This is a genomic window from Pantoea sp. SGAir0418, assembly GCF_043529865.1.
The window spans coordinates 2,005,228-2,023,526 of sequence record NZ_CP027911.1 but is presented as its reverse complement, the minus strand read 5'-3'; the positions used below and the strand labels follow the sequence as shown (position 1 = coordinate 2,023,526).

Below are 18,299 nucleotides of genomic sequence, written 5' to 3'. Positions count from 1 at the left end.
GTGACGCCTGCTATTCGGCGTATAGCTGAAAATTATCACAGTCACTATTTATCCCTAATGCCATTTTCTCCTTTGGATATGCAGCGGATTTGCATATTGATTGCGTGAAAAAGCATGACCGGGCGCAGATATTCTGACGCCCGGTTATAAATAATAAAAACGTGGCTGGAATGAAGGCGTGCGGCGCTAAAGATACGTGATGGTCGCGGGCGCCGCGGGTGTGATTTTAACGCCCTTTTTTCTTGCGTCCCGGCTGGGTAAAGCGCTTGCGGTTAGCGCCCTGACCCGCTTTGTCACTCTGTTTCGGTGCGCTGACGGCCGGTTTTTTCGCGGCGGGCGTCGCCGCTTTCTTCTTCGCCTGTGCCTGCTGCGTTTTTTGATCTTCTGACGACGAATCCTCAATCAGCTTAAACAGGTCGATCAGTTCATCGTCCGTCAGATCGCGCCATTCACCGAGCGGGATACCTTTCAGGCTCACGTTCATGATGCGCGTGCGCTCCAGCTTCGTCACTTCATAGCCAAAGTGTTTGGCCATGCGGCGAATCTGCCGGTTCAGTCCCTGCACCAGGATAATACGAAATACAAAGGTCGACTCCCGCTTCACTTTGCATTTTTTCGTCACTGTGCCGAGCATCGGTACGCCCGCCGCCATACCGGCAATAAACTCGTCGGTGATCGGCTTATCCACCGTTACCACGTACTCTTTTTCGTGATTATTACCGGCGCGCAGGATTTTATTCACCAGATCGCCGTGATTGGTGAGGAAAATCAGCCCCTGCGAGTCTTTATCCAACCGGCCAATCGGGAACACGCGCTTGCTGTGGTTGACGAAGTCACCAATGTTGTCACGCTCGCCCTCTTCCATGGTGGTGACAATGCCCACCGGCTTGTTGAGGGCGATTAATACCAGATCGTCTTCGTTGCGCGGTTCAATCAGCCGCCCGTTGACTTTGACCTCATCCCCGGCGAACACCTGCGCACCGACGCTGGCGCGTTTGCCGTTAATGAAAACGTTGCCTTGTTCGATGTAACGATCGGCGTCACGGCGCGAGCAGATTCCGCTCTCGCTGATGTATTTATTCAGGCGCGTGGATGAGTTGGGCAGCATGGTTCCTCCGAAAAAAAACGGACTATACAGCATGTGCGCGCGTTGCGTAAGGCTGGGTTAAGCGTCCGGTGGCGGTTGTTCTTTGCGGTGTGATATGGCGAAAAAGCGGTGCCGGGTGTCATAGCGATTTATGGCACATAAAAATCCCACCTGTCGGTTAAAATAGCCCGCTCGCCCCTGAGTAAACTCCAGGTATTGTGAACATCTCACCGTTAACCAGGCATGAAAATGTACAACGTAAATCATCTTTTCGTCAGCCGGGAAATGAATGTGAAAAAGCTGCTGGCTTACGGTTTCCGCAAGGACGGGCAGGATTACGGCTACCGCTGTGATGTAATGAATAAGCAGTTCACCCTGCAGGTAAACATCACTACTCAGGGTGACATTGCCGCCACCATTATCGATAAAGTCACAGGAGAAGATTACATTCTTCACCGTATTATTTCTGCCACCGGTGCCTTTGTGGGGCAGGTCCGTGAAGAACATGATGCTATCTTGCTGGATATCGCAGAAAAATGTTTCCCGCAGAAGCATTTCAAAACAACGCAGGCCGATGCGATCGTTCAGCACCTGAAACAGCAGTATCAGACTGAGCTGGAATTCTTATGGCCGCGCTTTCCTGAAAACGCTATCTTTCGCCGCAAAGATAATCAAAAGTGGTTCGGCGCGCTGTTGACGATTCACAGCAGCAAGCTGGGCCGACCGGATGATAGCCTGATTGAAATCGTCAATATTAAAGTCTCGCCGCAGGCGATCGCTTCGCTGGTCGATGGCGAGGTTTATTTCCCGGGCTACCATATGAACAAAAAGCATTGGGTCACCCTGTGTCTGGATGGATCAGTCCCGACGGCCGAGGTTTTGTTGCGCATTGACAACAGTTTTAACCTGGCCGGCTAGCAATCGGCGCGGCACCGTATACCTCTTCGCGGCTGATTTCGCCGCCCCATCCCCGCAGCCGCAACGTCTCGCCCGTCAGCTCCACCACCGCAAAGGGCACGCGCGACGGGCCATCCAGCATCCCCTTCAGGGTTATAAACACGGTATCCGCGCGGCGATGATAGCCGCCACGGTGATCGTGGCCGGCAAAACAGGCGCGCACGCCATAGCGGCAGAACAGTTCTGCCAGCTGCGCACCGTTGAGCAGACTGTGGCTGTAGCCCGGTGCCAGCGGATAATGGCCGAACACCACCACCTGCTGGCCGCAGGTGCGGGCCTCAATAAGCTGCGTTTCCAGCCACGCCAGCTGGGTCGCACCGACCGCGCCATTCCACGGCTGCGCCTGCGGTTGCTGGCACGCCTGTAAATCAGCCAGCAGTGCGGCCGCGCGCTGGCGATCGTCGCCGTTGTGTTGATTGCAGTACAGGCTGATATCGTTGCCGTCGTAGACAATAAAGCGCCAGCCCGGCAGCTGAAAGGCATAGTAACTTTTTGGCAGCGGCAGCGCGTCATCAAAGTGCTGCGCGATGGTCTGGGCGTCGTGATTCCCCAGCACCACGGCATGCGGATGGAGTAGCCGATCGTAAAGCGGCAGCAGCGTGGCATAGCTGGCCCAGTGGCGATCCACCAGATCGCCGAGCGTAACGACAAAATCCAGCGGCTGCTGATTGAGCGCGGTTATCGCCTGCGGCAGCTTATGCAGCGCATGACGATAGTAGAGATTCGCCGGGACATCCGCCTCAACGTCAGCATATTGCGGATCGGCCAGCAGCCCGAAGCGCAGCGTGCCGTCGAGCGGTGCCGCGCGTAAATCCGGTAACTGATACAGCTCAGCGACATCACCGAGCCGCTGGCGTTGCGCTGCGGTTAGCGCATGGGCATATCCCATCTGTGGCTCTCCTTAGCGAATACCGGCACGCATGAATGACTGAATAAACTGCCGCTGGAACAGCAAAAACAGCAGCAGCAACGGCAAGGTGGTCATCAGCGTAGCTGCCCCAATCAGCGCCCACTGCACGCCCTGCTCCGGCGCAGAAAACAGCTGCAGCCCGACGGTTAACGGACGCACCTGAACCGAGTCGGTGATCACCAGCGGCCAGAGAAAATCGTTCCAGTGGAAGCTGATCGAGACCAGCGCGAACGCCACATAGATTGGCTTTGCCAGCGGAATGTAGATGTGGCGCAGAATGTAAAACCGGCTGGCCCCCTCAACGGTTGCCGCCTCTTCCAGCACCAGCGGAATGCTTTTGAACGTCTGCCGCAGCAGAAAGATGGCGAACGCCGAGGCAAAGTACGGCAGCGCAATGCCGGTCAGGGTATCGCGCAGCCCGAGCGCGCTGATGGTGCGGTAATTATTCAGAATCAGCACATCCGGGCTGATCATCAGCTGCAGCAGAATCAGCGCGAAGAGGAAACCGGAAAATTTCAGGCGGAACCGCACCAGGGCATAAGCGGCCAGCGTGGCCAGCACCAGCTGGACCACCACAATCATCAGCACCAGCAGCGTGGTATTGAGGAAGTAGCGGGCAAACGGTGCCGCGTGCCAGGCATTGATGAAGTTCTCCAGCGTCAGCGGCGCCAGCAGTGAAAAGTGCCCCTGTCCGGCGGCCGGATGAATGGCAATCCACAGCGCCACCAGCATCGGCAAGCTCCACAGCAGCGCGGCCAGCCAAATCAGCAGGTTGAGCGCAAAACCGCCCGGAGAAGATGCAGCTTTCATTGATAATGGGCTCGCTTGTCCAGCAGATGAAATTTGATCAACGCAATCGATCCGAGGATCACCAGCAGCACCACCGTCATGGCCGACGCGGCTGGCATGTCCCAGAAACTGAACGCGGTACGATAGATATAAAACAGCAGCAGGCTACTGCTGTTGTTCGGGCCGCCGTTGGTCATAGCAATCACCTGATCGACAATGCGGAAGGCGTTCATCGAGGCGTTGATCAGCACAAACAGCGTGGTTGGCAGCAGTAGCGGCCACTGCACGCGGCGGAAAAAGTAACGGCGCGATGCGCCTTCAATCGCAGCGGCTTCGCTGAGACGCGGATCGATCTGCTGCAGGGCGGCGAGGTAAAAGATCATGAAAAAACCCGCCTCGCGCCATACCGAAACCGCCATCAGGCAGTACAGCGTGGTATCCGGCTCGCCGAGCCAGTTGACCGCCGGTAGCGAAAACCATGCCAGCAGGCTATTCAGGATGCCAAGCTGTGGCGTATAGAAAAACAGCCACAGATTGGCGATGGCGATCATCGGCAGCAGCGACGGAATGAAGAAGGCCGCACGCACCAGTGCGTTGCCGCGCAGCCGACGATTGACCGCCAGCGCCATCAGCAGCGCCAGCGTCACCGCCAGCGGAATGGTGATCAGCGCATACAGCAGGTTATTCCACAGCGACTGCATAAAAATGTCGTCATCCAGCAGCGCGCGATAGTTATCCAGCCCGACAAAATGGGCCGGATGCGAAGCGCGCGCGGCGCTGAACAGGCTCTGCCACAGCGTGGCCAGCGCCGGATAATGAGTAAACAGCAGCAGGAAGCTGAGCGCGGGCAGCAGCAGCAAATAGCCGCTGAGCTGCAGTGTCCACCCGCGCGGGCGCAGCGTGGCGGCGCTGCCAGAGAATGAGCTCATCACGCGGCCGTCACTGATAATTTTTCAGCAGGCGGTCAGCCTGTTTCTGTGCATCGGCCAGCGCCTGGGCCGGGGTTTTGCTCTGCGTCACCGCTGCTTCAATGGCGTGATTGAGCGCGTCCTGAATCTGCACGCTGTTGTAGGTCGAGAGTTCCGGCTGGGCATATTTCAGCTGCTCACGCGCCACCAGTGCCTGAGGCACCTGCTGCACATAGGCTTTCATTGCCGCCGTGTCCCACGCTGCCGGCGAGGTGGCGACATAGCCGGTAGCGATACTCCAGCGCGCGGCCTGTTCCGGTGCGGTGACCCAGCGGATGAAGCGCATCGCCGCCTGCTGCTGCGCCGGTGAAGCGCTTTTGAACACGTACAGGTTGCCGCCACCGGTCGGGCTGCCGCGCTGGGTTTTCTCCGGCAGCATGGCGACGCCAAACGGGAAGGCCGCGTTATCGTGCACGTTGGTCAGGTTACCGGTGGTAGTGACCATCATGGCCGTTTTGCCGCTGATGAAATCCTGCGGCGTGGTGCCCCAGGCAATCGCACCCTTCGGCGAGACTTCCTCTTTCTGGCCGAGATCGGTCAGCCATTGCAGGGTTTCCACGTTGCCCGGCGTGTTGAAATACACGGCGTTGCCCTTGCCGTTATCCAGCCGTCCGCCATTGGTGGCTGCCAGCCCCTGGAAATTCCAGTAGCCGTTCGGCGTGGAAGGGATTTCAATGCCCCACTGGCTGACGCCGCTGGCCTGTTTCAGCGTCAGTTTTTTGCTGAATGCCACCACCTGCTGCCAGGTGGCGGGCGGCGTATTCGGATCGAGGCCGGCTTTCTCAAAGGCCTGTTTGTTCCAGTACATCACCACGGTTGAGCGCTGAAAAGGCACGCCCCACACTTTGCCCTCAATGCGACGCAAAAAGGCCGGATAGAAGCTGTCGATCCACTGTTTGCCCTCTTCACCCGGGGCTAAATCGCTGGCGGCGACGATGGCACCGGCATCCATCAGCGACCAGGCTTCAATATCGCCCATTACCGCCAGCTGCGGTGCGTTACCGCCGCGAAACGCCGTCAGCGCTTTGGTCACGGTGGTGGCGTAATCGCCGGTGTAGACCGGCTGAATGCTGATCTCAGGGTGCTGTTTTTCAAAATCCGCCACCAGGGCTTCCACGGTGTGGCTGACTTTACCGCCGACCGCAATCGGATAGTACATCTGTAACTTCACCGGCTCAGCAGCAAACACCGACGCGGAGGCACACAGCATAACGACACAAGCCAGAGGCGAGAAACGGATCGCAGACATGATTTTCCCTTGAATAAACGACAACGGTTAAACAGCGTATTTTTTCTCAGCGAGCAACATCGGGTGTTCAGCAGCGACACAGCGCTGGCCGCTGGTGGTGGAAAACAGGTATTGCCGGCTGGTGGACCACTGCAGGCCGACCAGGCTGTCATCCGTGAAGCGCTGCAGGCCGGGCACTTTGACGGTCAGTGATTCCGTGATGCCGGGCAACCGACATACCAGCAGCGTATCCGCGCCCATGTATTCGTAGCTCACTACCCGCGCACTCAGCGCGGCCTGCTGCGGGGCGACCAGCTGGATATCCTCCGCGCGCAGGCCCAGGCTCAGCGCCGTTTCGCCGGCATAGCTCAGCAGCGGTGTGCTGAGATGGCTGAGGTAGTGATGCGCGCCTTTGCTGTGCAGTGGCAGGATATTCATTGGCGGTGCGCCAATAAACTGCGCGGCAAAACAGCTCGCCGGCTGGTTGTAGAGCTGGTCTGGCGTGCCGTGCTGCTCAATGCGGCCATCGTTGAGCAGAATGATGTGATCGGCCATGCTCATCGCTTCGGTCTGATCGTGGGTGACGTATAACATGGTCAGCCCGAGCTGCTTTTGCAGCGCGCGGATTTCGCGCCGCATGCTCTGACGCAGTTTGGCATCCAGGTTGGATAACGGCTCATCCATCAGACACAGAGTATTGTTGGCGATCACCGCCCTGCCCAGCGCCACGCGCTGCTGCTGCCCGCCGGAGAGCTGTGAAGGCAGGCGCGCCAGCAGCGGTTCCAGTTCAAGCAGTGCGCTGACCTGCGCCAGCCGGGCGGCAAACTGTTGCTTATCTTCACCGCGCGCCTTCAGGCCAAACAGCAGATTCTCCCGCACGCTCAGGTGAGGAAACAGCGCGTAAGACTGAAACACCATCGACAGATTGCGCTGCGCCGGTGGCAGAGGCGTGACGTCGGTGTGATTGAAATAAATGCGGCCGCTGTCGGCCGTTTCCAGCCCGGCGAGGGTGCGCAACAGCGTCGATTTACCGCAGCCTGAAGGCCCCAGCAGTGCGACGAAACTGCCTTGCGCCACGTCGAAGCTGATATCCTGCAGCGCGATTTTATCGCCCCAGGTTTTGGTGATGTGTTGCAGCGAGAGATGGCTCATGCATCCGCAGTCCTGAAATCAGAATGGCGGTAAGCTAGCTGAGGCGGATGAAAGATTTATGGCGCTGACGTGACGGTTGGGTGATGGACGGCGACCTGGCGCAGCATCCCCCTCACCCGGCACGCCCGCAGGCCGCGCCGGGCAGGCGTTGATGCGTTACTGCGACATGCTCAGAATGGTGCGGATGTTCTGCGCCGTGGTGGCAATGATGTCGATAGCGCCGGTGCGCAGCGCGCCGAGGATCGCCATGGCTTTGGTGTTTTCAGCGGCAATGGCAATCACGCAGGGAATTTTACGCAGCTCGTCGATACTCAGGCCAATTACCCGGTCGTTCATCACCGTATCCACGTGCTGGCCCTGGGCATTAAAAAAATCATAGCCGGCCACGTCACCGGTCACGCCCTGATTGACGCTGGCATCAATGATCTCATGTGGTGTGAACCAGCCGAGCTTCACCATATAGCTGTTTTCGTTCATGTCGCCGATGCCCACCAGTGCCACATCCGCTTTCCGCGCGCGGTCGAGCGTCTCTTTGATGGTGCCGTTTTGCATGAAAGCGTCGCGCAGCGCCCGGTTTTCGACGTAAGCCGGGGCGTACAGGGTTTCGCTGATGCCGCCAAACTTTTTGGCCAGCCGGCGGCTGATGTGGTCCGCGTTGATGGCATCCCCCGGACGATGGGTGCCGCCGATGCCGCTGATAAACAGGCAGTTGCGCGTCGGCACCTGACCGGGATAATCGGCGACGGCCGCCACGTTGCGCCCCTGGCCCACGGCGACAATGGCGTTGTCTTTCAGCGACTGCGCGAGATGCGCCGACACCAGCGCCGCCACCTGACGCCGCTGCTCGTCGCTGTCTGGCGAATCGAGGGCAATCAGCGCGCGCTGCAGATGGGGAAAGCGCGTCTGCAACTGCTGTTCCAGCCGCGTACTGAACACCGGATGGTAGCGCACATTGATCTCGACGATGCCCTCTTCACGCGCGCGTTTCAGCAGTCGCCCCACCTTGATACGGGAAATCCCAAACTTACGCGCAATCTCCTCCTGGGTGATTTCGTCCTGATAGTAGGCGACGGCAATTTCCGTCAGCAGCTCGGAGTCCTGAGAAAGCGTGTTTTTTTCCATCCGTTACCTGTCTTGTATCGTCGTGCGGAGTGCTCAGCAGGGAGTTATATCATTGATGCGACTCGCTTCGCCAGCCAGCAACGCCGCGAGTCGCCGCTGCTTTCACGCTTAACGCTGAATGGCGTCAATTTTCAGCATGCGGGCAATAACCTTATCCAGCTCTTGCTGATCGAAGATCTGTTTCCAGTCCGGCTTGATGATCTTCTCGCGGCCATACTCCATGGCGATCATGCAGGCGTCCGAGAACGGGTTGGTGGCGCGGAAAGCCACCGCCAGCGCAATCTGAATATGGCCGTACAGCATGGCCTTCGCTGCCTCTTCCGGGACGCCGCTGTGTTTCACCGTTTCATCCAGCGCCTCTTTCATGAAGGCACCGACCATGCAGGCGACGGTTTCGACCAGCGTCGGCTCCAGATACGCCAGTTGCGTCACCGTGACCCAGTGCACCTGATCAACCGGGCCGTACATCACGCTGATTACCTTACTCAGCTCTGCCTTCTGTTCAGCGCTGCCGCTTTCCCAGGCTGCCGCGACGTGCTGAACGGCAGCGACGCCACCAAACGCATCGGCGTGCTCCTCTTTGGTGTAGCGGGCCAGAAATACCGACGGATGGCACGGGTGCGCGACTGCGTATTCGATGCCGTCACGCTGGGCGATCAGGTTGGCATAGGCCGCGGCCGGATCGAGCGTCAGCAGCACCGCACCGCTTTGCATCTGTGGCACCACGCTTTGCGAGACTTTGCCCAGTACGATATCCGGCACGGCGAGGATCACCACGTCACTCAGCGGCACCACCGACGCGGCATCCGACAGCTCGCGTCCCTGTGCAGTCACCTGCTGCTGCGCCTGCGGTGAATTCTCGCAGTAAAACACCTGATAAGCGCTGTGCTGCAAATTAGCGGAAATACGCATGCCCATTTTGCCGCCTGCGCCGATCACGGTGATGGTTTTCAATGCCTTGCTCATGTTAACGACTCCTGATCTTGTTTACTGCGTAGGAATTCAACGGCGCGGCGGGTCCATTCAGCTTCCCGCGCGCAGGTCTGCGCGGCATCGTCCTGCCACGGCAACCAGTGTTCGATGATTTGGTTGATGTCGCGATCGGCCGGCCGCACGCTGGCGATCAGCCGGTCATAATCCAGCTTCCCTTCGCCCATCGGACAGCCGGCCAGGGTAAAACCGACCCAGCCGGCACGGCGGGTAAAGGCGAAATCTTTGATGTGCAGATTGCCGACGCGCGCAGCGGTATTGGCGATCACCTGCTCCTGCAGTTCCAGTCCGGCGACGCAGTTGGCCGGATCGAGACAGACGCACAGCCACGGCGAGAGAAAGCGGTTGATCACCGACATCATCGCCGCGCTGCTGACCTGTTCGTAAGTTTCCAGGCACAGCCGCACCTGCTGGCGGGCAAAATCCGGCAGCACGGCAGCAATCAGATTGGCCGCTTCATCCAGCGATGGCCGGTGATCGGCGGTGTTGAACATTGAGCGCACCACGCGCGCGTCGAGAATGGCGGCGATGTGCAGATAGCGGCGCAGGTGTGCGCTGCCCAGACCGCGCGTGCCCAGCTCCAGCGTGATGCCAAGCGCATCCGCCTGCTGACGCAGCGCCAGCAGCTGTTCATCTGACCACTGCTCAATCGCCGGGTAGTCGCAGATCTGGAATACTGACACGTCGAGATCGGCAGTCTGCTGCAGCATCTGCGCCAGCGTGAGCGGCTGTGGCACCTGGGGCGACATACGCCAGAAAAACGCATAGGTACTGAGTCCAATGCGGCTCATGACGGCAGCTCCTCAGCCAGCTTACTGGCTTCCTGCACGATCTGCGCCAGCGCCTGCGGATCGTGGGCAAAGCGGCCGAGGAACAGGCCGTTGACGTCGCCGCCGAGGCGCTGAATCAGACCCGGCCCGGCGCTGCCGCCGTAAATCACCCGCAGCGTGATGCCGTCGGGCGTCGTCAGCTGCTGTAGCCCGCTGCACACCGCGCGGATGTAGCTGTCCGGCGCCGGATGCGGTGCGCCAATGGCCCACTGCGGTTCGTAAGCAAACAACACCTCACCGCTGAGCGCGTGTTGCGCGGCCTCCGCCAGCGCCTCCTGCAGCTGCTGCTGACACAGCGCAATCGCCTGCTCAGGCGTGCCCTGCTGCGGTTCACCGATGCACAGCACCGGGGTCAGGCGATAACGCAGCGCCATCGCCACTTTGGCGGCAATCTGCGTTTTATCTTCATGAAAATGGCGACGGCGTTCGGCGTGACCGATCTCCGCCAGTGAGCACCCCAGCTCCTGCAGCATGCTGGCGCTGACCTCACCGGTCCAGGCGCCGTTTTCCGCCTGACACACGTCCTGCGCGCCGACGCGCACCGGCGTGCCGGCAAAGATCTCCGTTACCGCCGGGATGGCCGGATAAGCGGGCAGCACAAACAGCCCGACATCACCGCGCTGCACTGCCGGATGCTGCGCCAGCGTCGCAACCTCGCGACACCACGCCAGCGTTTGCTGATAGCCGAAATACATTTTCAGGCTGACGCCAAGCCAGATTTTAGGCTGAGCCATAATTACGCTCCCTGTTCAGATGCACTGTGTTCTTTTAACAGATTGCCAACGGTGTTGACGATCATCGCCAGTGAAACCGCACCGGCGTCCGGCGTGCCAACGCTTTTTTCTGCCAGCGGCCGCGCACGCCCCACTTTCGGTACCAGCTGTGCGGTGGCCTGCGCGGCCTGCTCCGCCACCGCTGCCGCACGTAACCAGGCTTCGGTGAGTGATGCGCCCTGCGCGACCGCAGCGCTCAGCGTGTCGCTAAACGGAACCAGCACGTCAACCATGGTTTTATCACCGACGCGCGCTTTGCCGAAGTGCATAATGCCCTCTTTGGCATCCCGGACGCCGGCAGCGACGCGTGTTGCATCCGCTGCCGCGCTGTCGCCCAGTGCGGTGCCGAGCGCGGTCAGTGCCACGCCCCACAGTGCTCCGGACGTGCCGCCCGCTTTATCCGCCCAGGCATCGGCGGCGCGACACAGCAGACTGCCAGCGCCGGCGCCACGCGCGGCCACCTCACGCGCCTTTTCCACTGCGCCGAGTACGCCGCGCTCCATACCAATGCCGTGATCGCCGTCGCCCGCTACCGCATCAATGTCGCCCAGCTGGCCGGCATGACGCTGAATCATCACCGCCACCGCTTCCAGCAGCTCAAGAACGCGCCGGGCGCTGTGTTGTGATGCGGTGCTGGCCTGCGGTAACGTCTCTTCACGGATCTCTTCGCATTCGGCGGCGCTGAGCGGTTCGGCAATCAGGACGCTGCCTTTGCGGTAGGCCGACGTATTGGCCGGCGCGCGCCACAGGGTTTCCAGCTCATCATCGAGCCACATCAGCGTCAGCGAGACGCCTGCCATGTTAAAACTGGTGACGAATTCGCCGACATCCGGCTCCACCACCTGCAACTGCGCCGCCGACAGCAGCTGGGCGATGCGGCGATACACCACAAACAGCTCTTCATACTTGACTGAACCGAGACCGTTGAGGATTACCGCCACGCGCTGTCCCGCCACCTGCGCCACATCCGCTGGCCGCTCACTCAGCAGCCGGTCGACAAAGATTTCTGCCAGCTCATCGGCGCGCGGCACCGCCGTTTCGCTGATGCCCGGCTCACCGTGGATGCCCAGCCCGAGCGCCATGCGCCCTTTCTCTACCTCAAACAGCGGATGCGAAGCGCCAGGCAGCGTGCAGCCGGAAAATGCCACGCCGAAGGTGCGGGTGCGATCGTTGGCGTGCTGCGCTTTTTTCAGCACCGTAGCCAGATCGTCTCCCGCTTCTGCCGCGGCCGCAGCCACTTTAAACACACACAGATCGCCGGCGACGCCGCGTCGCTTGAGACGCTCATCGTGGCTGGCGCTGGACACATCATCCGTTACCGCCAGCACCTCACAGGCAATACCCTCAGCGCGCAGCCGCTCGCACGCCTGACCAAAATGCAGCACGTCACCGGCATAGTTTCCAAACAGCAACAGCACACCTGCGCCGTTATGCGCCGCGCGCGCGACGTTATAGATTTGCTGCGCCGACGGCGAAGCGAACAGATTGCCCATTGCCGCCCCGTGCGCCAGGCCCTGGCCGACCAATCCGGCAAAGGCGGGATAGTGACCGGAACCGCCACCGACAATCACCGCCACGGTATCCGGCTGGCTGCGCGTGCTGCGTACCACGCCACCGCTCACCTGGCGTACTTTATCGGCGTTGGCGGCCACAAAGCCTTCGATCAGTTCCGCGGCAAACGCGGATGGCTGGTTAAACAGGTACGTCATGTTATTGCTCCTGTACAAATGAGGCTGGCAGAGGCTGCGCGCGACGGCGATTGAGGAACAGCATCAATACAGCGGAGAGCAGCATAAAACCGCCGACCACGAACATCGGTAACACATAACTGTGAGTGGCATCATGCAGTGCGCCGGTGATGTAACCGGCGGAGAAACCCGCCACGTTGCCCAGGGTGTTAATCAGCGCAATCGCCGCCGCTGCCGATGCGCCGGTCAGGAACTGCGTCGGCAGCGTCCAGAAATTGGGCAATGCGGCGAAGATGGCGCTGGCCGTTACGGCGATCACCAGGATGGTGGTAAACGGTGAATCCATGTAGAGCGCCAGTGGTACGCTGAGGCCGCCCGCGACCGCAGGAATCGCGATGTGCCAGGTTTTACAGCCACGCCGCGCGGCATCCCGCGACCAGAAAAACATCACGACGGCGGCGATCAGGTACGGCACGCCGGTGATCAGCCCTTTCTGCATCACATTGAAGGTGGTGCCAAACTGCTGCTGGAAGCCGGCGATAATGGTCGGCAGGAAGAACGCCAGCGCGTACAGGCCGTAAATAAAGCCGAAGTAGATCAGGCACAGCATCCACACGCGGCTGTTGCCCATCACCGAACGCACGCTGTGCGGGTGCTGGCCCTGCTTGTGCTGATGTTCCGCCTCCAGTTCGGCTATCAGCCAGTTTTTCTCGTCGTCATTCAGCCACTTCGCCTGACGCGGCGAGTCCACCAGCCAGAACAGCGCCACAATCCCGATGAGGATTGCTGGCAGCGATACGCCCATAAACATTACGCGCCAGCCCTCCAGGCCAAACAGCCCGTGCTGCTCAATCAGCGAGGCAGCCAGCGGTGCGCCAAATACCACCGTCAGCGGTTGTGCCAGGTAGAACAGCGAGAGAATTTTGCTGCGGTGGCGCGCCGGCACCCACAGGCTGAGATAAAGGATGGCGCCCGGGAAGAAACCAGCCTCGGCAATCCCCAGCAGCAGGCGCAGCGTATACAGCCCTTCGACACTGCTGACCCAGGTAAACAGCAGCGAGACGATGCCCCAGCTGATCATGATGCGCGCCAGCCAGCGCCGCGCGCCGAACTTATGCAGCGCCAGGTTGCTGGGCACTTCCAGCAGGATGTAACCAATAAAGAAGATGCCGGAGGCGAGACCAAACTGCAGCGCACTGAGGCCGAGGTCCTGCGTCATGCCGTTTGGGCCGGCAAAGGAAATGGCGGTGCGATCGAGGAAGTTGATAAAGAACATCAGCGCCACAAACGGTACCAGGCGCCAGGAGATTTTGCGGATTGCGGTCTGCTCAACCGCGCTGACAGCAGAGTGATTCATAACGCACCTCCGAAACGTGCGCAGTGAGACGGTGTTGGCCAGGCGCAAAACCGGCGCTGGCGACAGACAAAATGCGAGGTAAGAAGCAAATGACACATGTTCGAGTCCTCAATGGTTCTTCTTGTACATGGATAGGGTCATGCGAACAAATGAACACTACACGGATATTTGCTCACTCCTCAAGCGCAGTTGGCGAAAGTGTGACAGTGCGCATGAGATTTGATTTCGGTGGCGTTTTCAGGATTTTTCGCAGCAGAGCGGCGCTGCGCGATCATACTGGCAGGGGTTGGCACGAGATTTTGCGCAATCGATCGCTAAATCATATGAACATGTATTGAACATATGTTTGTTTTTGTGGCAGGCTGTCAGTGAACATCTAATCACCTGACGAACATATGTGCAGGTGTCAGACCCTGTATCACTGGAGAGACGTGATGAAAACTATCGCTATTGGTGCCGATGATGCGGCTATCGATTTGAAAAACATCATTAAAAAGCTGCTGGAAGAGCAGGATTATCAGGTAACTGATTACAGTAACGACGCGCAAAATGAGCGCCCGATGTATCCGGACGTGGCGTTTGCGCTGGCGACGGCGGTGCAGCAAAAGCAGTTTGAGCGCGGCATTTTGCTGTGTGGCACCGGCATTGGCGTCGCGATTGTTGCCAATAAAGTGGAAGGCGTGCGCGCCGCGCAGTGTCATGACACCTTCTCCGCCGAGCGCGCGCGCAAAAGTAATAATGCCCAGATCATGACCATGGGCTCACGCGTAATTGGGCCGGAGCTGGCGAAAAACATCGTTAACGCCTGGCTGGCATCCGAGTTTGAAGGGGGCGGTTCGACCGCCAAAGTGGAGAAGATCGGTTACTACGAACAGGTGTCACACGCGAAATAATGGGTTATCGGGCGCTGAGTTGCAAAGCCGGCAGCGCCTGAGTGCGTGACATCGCCAGCGGCACGCTGACACGACTGGCCACTTTGGTGCGTGCCAGCCGTGTCATAGCCGGTGTTTTAACTGCCGCTTAGCGTACCGCTCAGCACCGCAGGCGCATCCTGCTGCACCAGAAAGGCGACCAGCAGGGCGTCGCGTTCACCGTGGATAGCCGGCAAGGCAGCGCTATCGCTCACCGCATCGCCTTTTTGCAGCCGCACATCCCCGGTGCGTGCAATGCCCTCCAGCACCGTGACCCAGCTGGCATAACCCGGCAAATGCGGCACCTCGATCTGTGCGCCACGATCCAGCCTGACGTCATAGATGTAAACGGCCTGACGCAGCGTCAAAGGTGCCGCGCTGTGCTGCGGACCGGCCAGCAGCGTCCACTGGTTAAGTGCCGCCCCTTCTGCCCGGTACACACTCTGCACCTGCCCTTCACCGCCGCCGGATGCCGGGCGGATGTACGCCTGCAGCATTTCGCTTTCAATCAGCGGTGCTGACTCTTCATGACGTACCCCACTGCCCGCGTTCACCAGCAGTGCACGTTTGCCGTTGAGGGCGAGAGTCTCTCCCTCCTCACGCCGGTACTGCACCGAGCCGCGCCAGACATAGCTGAAAATCTCATCATCCTGATGGCGGCGCATCGGTACTACCGCGCCGGGCTTCAGCGTCATCTGGTCGACAATCGCCAGCGTGCCCAGTGGTTCTCCCGGCCGCTGCCGGCGAATGGTAAAGGGACCGTATTCAAACAGCTGGTCACGCTGCGCTTTAATCACGTTCATCAGTGGCTTCCTCAAAAATCAGGTTCTGATGACCATCATAAAGGCTGCAAAATTGCGTAACAGTAGGGCTTTTTGTTGGCTTAAATCAGTGGTTTTGAATGACCTTCGTTCGCGCCTTTAGCCTGCTGCAGTACGAAGCTGAGCGCCAGGTGCGGGCTGGTAAGTGGCCGCTGTGGCACAGGAAAACGCGACGCGGCGCCGGCCATTGACACCTGCGCTAACGCCACCTGAACCGCGCCCTGCTGCTGTCCCTGAGCGACGGCATCGGCGATCAGCGTGTAATAGTCGTCCAGCCGGCCAGCTTTGAATGCGGCCCAGGCATCAGGGATAAGCCTGACTTGCGGACGCTGGTCAGGTGCCAGACGCTCCGGGCAAAACAGCTGGCGCGTACTGTGCATCGTAGACTCCGCGGCACACAGCACCAGCGCGGGTGCGCCACGGCGATGCACTTCGTCCGCCAGCATACGGTCAGTGCGATAAACCGCACAGCGCTGTTGTGGATCGCGAAAGCTGTCTGCGGCGGCACCTAAGGTAGAGCAGGTAATCAGTATCGCGTCGAACCACGGCGTCAGGCTGAGTAACAGCTGCTCCAGACGCTGCTGCTGGACCGGCGTCATGCCACCGCTGAGCTCTGCTTCTGCCAGCAGATGTGGCATCACCAGATGGCTGATTTGCTGAGGCGGAATGCCGAGCGACTGCGCGGCGTCATCAAAAATAGCAATATTACTGGCGGCGGTATGCAGGCAGGCAATGGTCACAACGATTCCTTATCGCTTCAGGTTCAGTACGTTGCACTATAGCCATAATCGGTGACGGAATGCAGCTTTACCGCTGGCTGGCAGGCTTCGCCGGATGCGGTGCGAGGCATTTTTCAACGCCTCGCACCGTGCAACCTTCCTTCAGCCGGTCAGCGCGAAGTGCGATCTCAGAACCACACTTCTGCCTGTACGCCAAAGTTCCAGCTACCGCCAGCGGTAAAGCCCGCGCTGCCGAAATCATCGTTCAGCGCATAGTTGTCCAGCGCTTTAGACCAGTTCATCCAGGTCGCGAACAGGCGAATCTCCGGTCGCACCAGCATGTCGTTGATGTTGCCGACTTTAAATGTTGGCGCAAAGGTCAGCTTATATACGTCGCCCTTCACCGCGTTGTACGTCGCGATGCTGCCGCCATCCTGATAGCTGCGGCCATTGGGTTTGAGGTCCATATACAGCCACGACGCTTCATATTGCAGCGCAAAGTTTTCCGTAATCGCCTGGGATGCGCGCAGGTTGATGGTTGCCCAGTCATAGCGATCGCCTTTACGGTAGCGATCCTCGCTGTGCTGCGCCAGTAGCGACGGGGCCACTGACCAGCGATCGCTCAGTGGCATCACGCCAAAAGTGGCCAGTCGCAGCGCGCTGGCGTTGCGCGTTAAGTCGCCGTCGCCACCGATCTGCCGGGTTTCTGCGCCCAGCCCTTTCCCCCATTGAATGGCGTGAGTGCTGCTGCCCGGTGCCAGTCCGTAGAAGCGGTTTTTATCGTGCCAGGCCAGCATGGTAAACACGCCGTGCTTTGCCGTATCGTCACTGCGCAGCGCATAGCTGCCGGTGGTCGATGCGCGCCCTTTCAGCTCGTCGTTGCCGTTTGCGCTCATGCCGGTCAGCATCCACTGCCAGTTACCGTAAAACTGGTTCGAGGTCAGCAGCAGGTTTTGCACGTTGTTATCGTCGTAGCGGCTGCTGCCCAGGTCGCCAAAACTGCGGCCATAAATGGAGAAATCGCTGCGCCATTGCTCGTTCCATTGCAGGTTGCTGATGCCGCCGCCGGTGCCGCCAAGAAAGACGATATCGGTATCAGTGAAGTGCAGATCAAAATTGTCGCCGTCAAAGCGTTTACCTGCCCACAGCGAGGCATGTTGCGCGGCGCCCCCAAAGCTGGGCAGATCCCCCATTTCGACATACACCTGGCGAATATTCAGATTATTGTCGTTATTCTGCACCCACGGGTCCGGACTGGATGAGCCATCTGCCAGCAGCGCTTTGAAATTGGCCCACGAACCATTACTGAACCGGGTTTGGTTATGAAAGCCCAGCTCGATGTAGTGATCTTTTTCATTACCTAACCGGCCAATATGCGCATCGCCGCCGATCGAACTGGCAGGCGAAATAGCAGGTCCGGCACGTCCGCCGCGCCCTTTATCATTAACCAGCAGGCCGGAACGGGCGTAGCCGGAAAAGCGGAACGTGTTGGTTGTTCCGGCGCTCGCCTCCTTTTGTTGCTGCTCATCGCGCGCGATTTTCTCTTCCAGCTGGGCCAGACGCTGCTCCAGCGTTAATGACTGTGCCGCTGCACTGCCACCCACCATCATCCCCGCGATAGCCAGCGCCAGGCGCGCGGTTTTAGCCTTATGCATCACCATATTTATCTCTCTTATTATGTCCATTCATTAATTACAACGGGATTGCCTTTGACGCAGCGAGAGCATAAATAAGCGGATTGCGGTTCTTTTTGATCAATATCATTAAATTAAAAAGTGATATTTTACATGAAGTTATAAAATGATTGATTAATTCAAGGTCTGTTTTTACCTAAATGGAAAAATCCTTTGCGACCTGTCTTAAAAGACGGGTGAATTAATTTTTCTTTTCCGATCCCATTCGCAGAATGGCGCTTTTTCCGGCACGGAAAATCTGCTTAGCCTGCAGCAGAAATAAAAAGCAAATTTGCGAGCTGTGCCGCATCGCTTAATGCGGCA

The 18,299-nt window shown here is 59.1% G+C and carries 17 protein-coding genes; 2 read left to right on the top strand and 15 right to left on the bottom strand.

Going from position 1 to position 18,299, the window contains the following annotated elements:
- Positions 1-226 precede the first annotated feature (226 nt).
- On the bottom strand, positions 227-1,108 hold the full coding sequence (gene rluF, locus C1N84_RS09295) for a 23S rRNA pseudouridine(2604) synthase RluF (RefSeq protein ID WP_021506014.1): 882 nt from the start codon (positions 1,106-1,108) through the stop codon (positions 227-229).
- A 228-nt stretch (positions 1,109-1,336) separates the two neighbouring features.
- Here rluF and C1N84_RS09290 point away from each other — a divergent pair, with 228 nt between their 5' ends.
- Complete coding sequence (locus tag C1N84_RS09290) at positions 1,337-2,005, top strand: MmcQ/YjbR family DNA-binding protein (protein ID WP_264443509.1); 669 nt, start codon at positions 1,337-1,339, stop codon at positions 2,003-2,005.
- On the opposite strand, the gene C1N84_RS09285 is transcribed toward C1N84_RS09290, so the two are convergent.
- From C1N84_RS09285 to C1N84_RS09235, 11 genes are all read right to left on the bottom strand, one after another.
- The gene (locus C1N84_RS09285) at positions 1,989-2,933 is read right to left on the bottom strand and encodes a metallophosphoesterase (RefSeq protein ID WP_127834104.1); all 945 of its coding nucleotides are present in this window, start codon (positions 2,931-2,933) and stop codon (positions 1,989-1,991) included. The genes C1N84_RS09290 and C1N84_RS09285 overlap by 17 nt on opposite strands.
- 12 nt (positions 2,934-2,945) lie before the next feature.
- Positions 2,946-3,764 carry a carbohydrate ABC transporter permease gene (locus C1N84_RS09280; protein ID WP_021506011.1) on the bottom strand — a complete coding sequence of 273 codons (819 nt, stop codon included), beginning with the start codon at positions 3,762-3,764 and terminating at the stop codon, positions 2,946-2,948.
- Positions 3,761-4,672 (bottom strand): carbohydrate ABC transporter permease, encoded by a 912-nt coding sequence (locus C1N84_RS09275; RefSeq protein WP_059008859.1) that lies wholly within the window; start codon positions 4,670-4,672, stop codon positions 3,761-3,763. The genes C1N84_RS09280 and C1N84_RS09275 overlap by 4 nt, the downstream gene beginning before the upstream one ends.
- 10 nt (positions 4,673-4,682) lie before the next feature.
- A complete protein-coding gene (locus C1N84_RS09270; RefSeq protein WP_264443502.1) occupies positions 4,683-5,960 on the bottom strand; it encodes an ABC transporter substrate-binding protein in 1,278 nt (425 codons plus the stop codon).
- 27 nt (positions 5,961-5,987) lie between these two features.
- Positions 5,988-7,091 (bottom strand): ABC transporter ATP-binding protein, encoded by a 1,104-nt coding sequence (locus C1N84_RS09265; protein WP_104092962.1) that lies wholly within the window; start codon positions 7,089-7,091, stop codon positions 5,988-5,990.
- Between the two features lie 156 nt (positions 7,092-7,247).
- Positions 7,248-8,213, bottom strand: coding sequence for a sugar-binding transcriptional regulator (locus tag C1N84_RS09260; RefSeq protein ID WP_021506007.1), 966 nt, complete (start codon positions 8,211-8,213; stop codon positions 7,248-7,250).
- Between the two features lie 108 nt (positions 8,214-8,321).
- Positions 8,322-9,179, bottom strand: coding sequence for a phosphogluconate dehydrogenase C-terminal domain-containing protein (locus C1N84_RS09255; RefSeq protein ID WP_088518233.1), 858 nt, complete (start codon positions 9,177-9,179; stop codon positions 8,322-8,324).
- Complete coding sequence (locus tag C1N84_RS09250) at positions 9,176-9,994, bottom strand: sugar phosphate isomerase/epimerase family protein (protein ID WP_059008866.1); 819 nt, start codon at positions 9,992-9,994, stop codon at positions 9,176-9,178. Before C1N84_RS09250 ends, C1N84_RS09255 begins: the two co-directional genes overlap by 4 nt.
- Complete coding sequence (locus C1N84_RS09245; protein WP_058769827.1) at positions 9,991-10,767, bottom strand: triose-phosphate isomerase family protein; 777 nt, start codon at positions 10,765-10,767, stop codon at positions 9,991-9,993. Before C1N84_RS09245 ends, C1N84_RS09250 begins: the two co-directional genes overlap by 4 nt.
- Before the next feature lie 2 nt (positions 10,768-10,769).
- Positions 10,770-12,515 (bottom strand): dihydroxyacetone kinase family protein, encoded by a 1,746-nt coding sequence (locus C1N84_RS09240; protein ID WP_264443493.1) that lies wholly within the window; start codon positions 12,513-12,515, stop codon positions 10,770-10,772.
- A 1-nt stretch (position 12,516) separates the two neighbouring features.
- Positions 12,517-13,851, bottom strand: a complete 1,335-nt coding sequence (locus C1N84_RS09235; protein WP_127834109.1) for an MFS transporter — start codon at positions 13,849-13,851, stop codon at positions 12,517-12,519.
- 434 nt (positions 13,852-14,285) lie between these two features.
- Between C1N84_RS09235 and C1N84_RS09230 the strand changes: the two genes are divergently transcribed.
- Positions 14,286-14,744: an RpiB/LacA/LacB family sugar-phosphate isomerase gene (locus C1N84_RS09230; RefSeq protein ID WP_059008873.1), complete on the top strand. Its 459-nt coding sequence runs from the start codon at positions 14,286-14,288 to the stop codon at positions 14,742-14,744.
- A 116-nt stretch (positions 14,745-14,860) separates the two neighbouring features.
- Here the strand turns inward: C1N84_RS09230 and C1N84_RS09225 are convergent, their stop codons facing one another.
- The 3 genes from C1N84_RS09225 to C1N84_RS09215 all read right to left on the bottom strand — a co-directional run bounded on the left by C1N84_RS09225 (position 14,861) and on the right by C1N84_RS09215 (position 17,912).
- Positions 14,861-15,565, bottom strand: a complete 705-nt coding sequence (locus C1N84_RS09225) for a pirin family protein (protein ID WP_058769830.1) — start codon at positions 15,563-15,565, stop codon at positions 14,861-14,863.
- Positions 15,566-15,645: 80 nt separating this feature from the next.
- Positions 15,646-16,323, bottom strand: coding sequence for a glutamate racemase (locus C1N84_RS09220; protein ID WP_264443487.1), 678 nt, complete (start codon positions 16,321-16,323; stop codon positions 15,646-15,648).
- A gap of 167 nt (positions 16,324-16,490) precedes the next feature.
- A complete protein-coding gene (locus C1N84_RS09215; RefSeq protein ID WP_071813574.1) occupies positions 16,491-17,912 on the bottom strand; it encodes a carbohydrate porin in 1,422 nt (473 codons plus the stop codon).
- Positions 17,913-18,299: the final 387 nt, after the last annotated feature.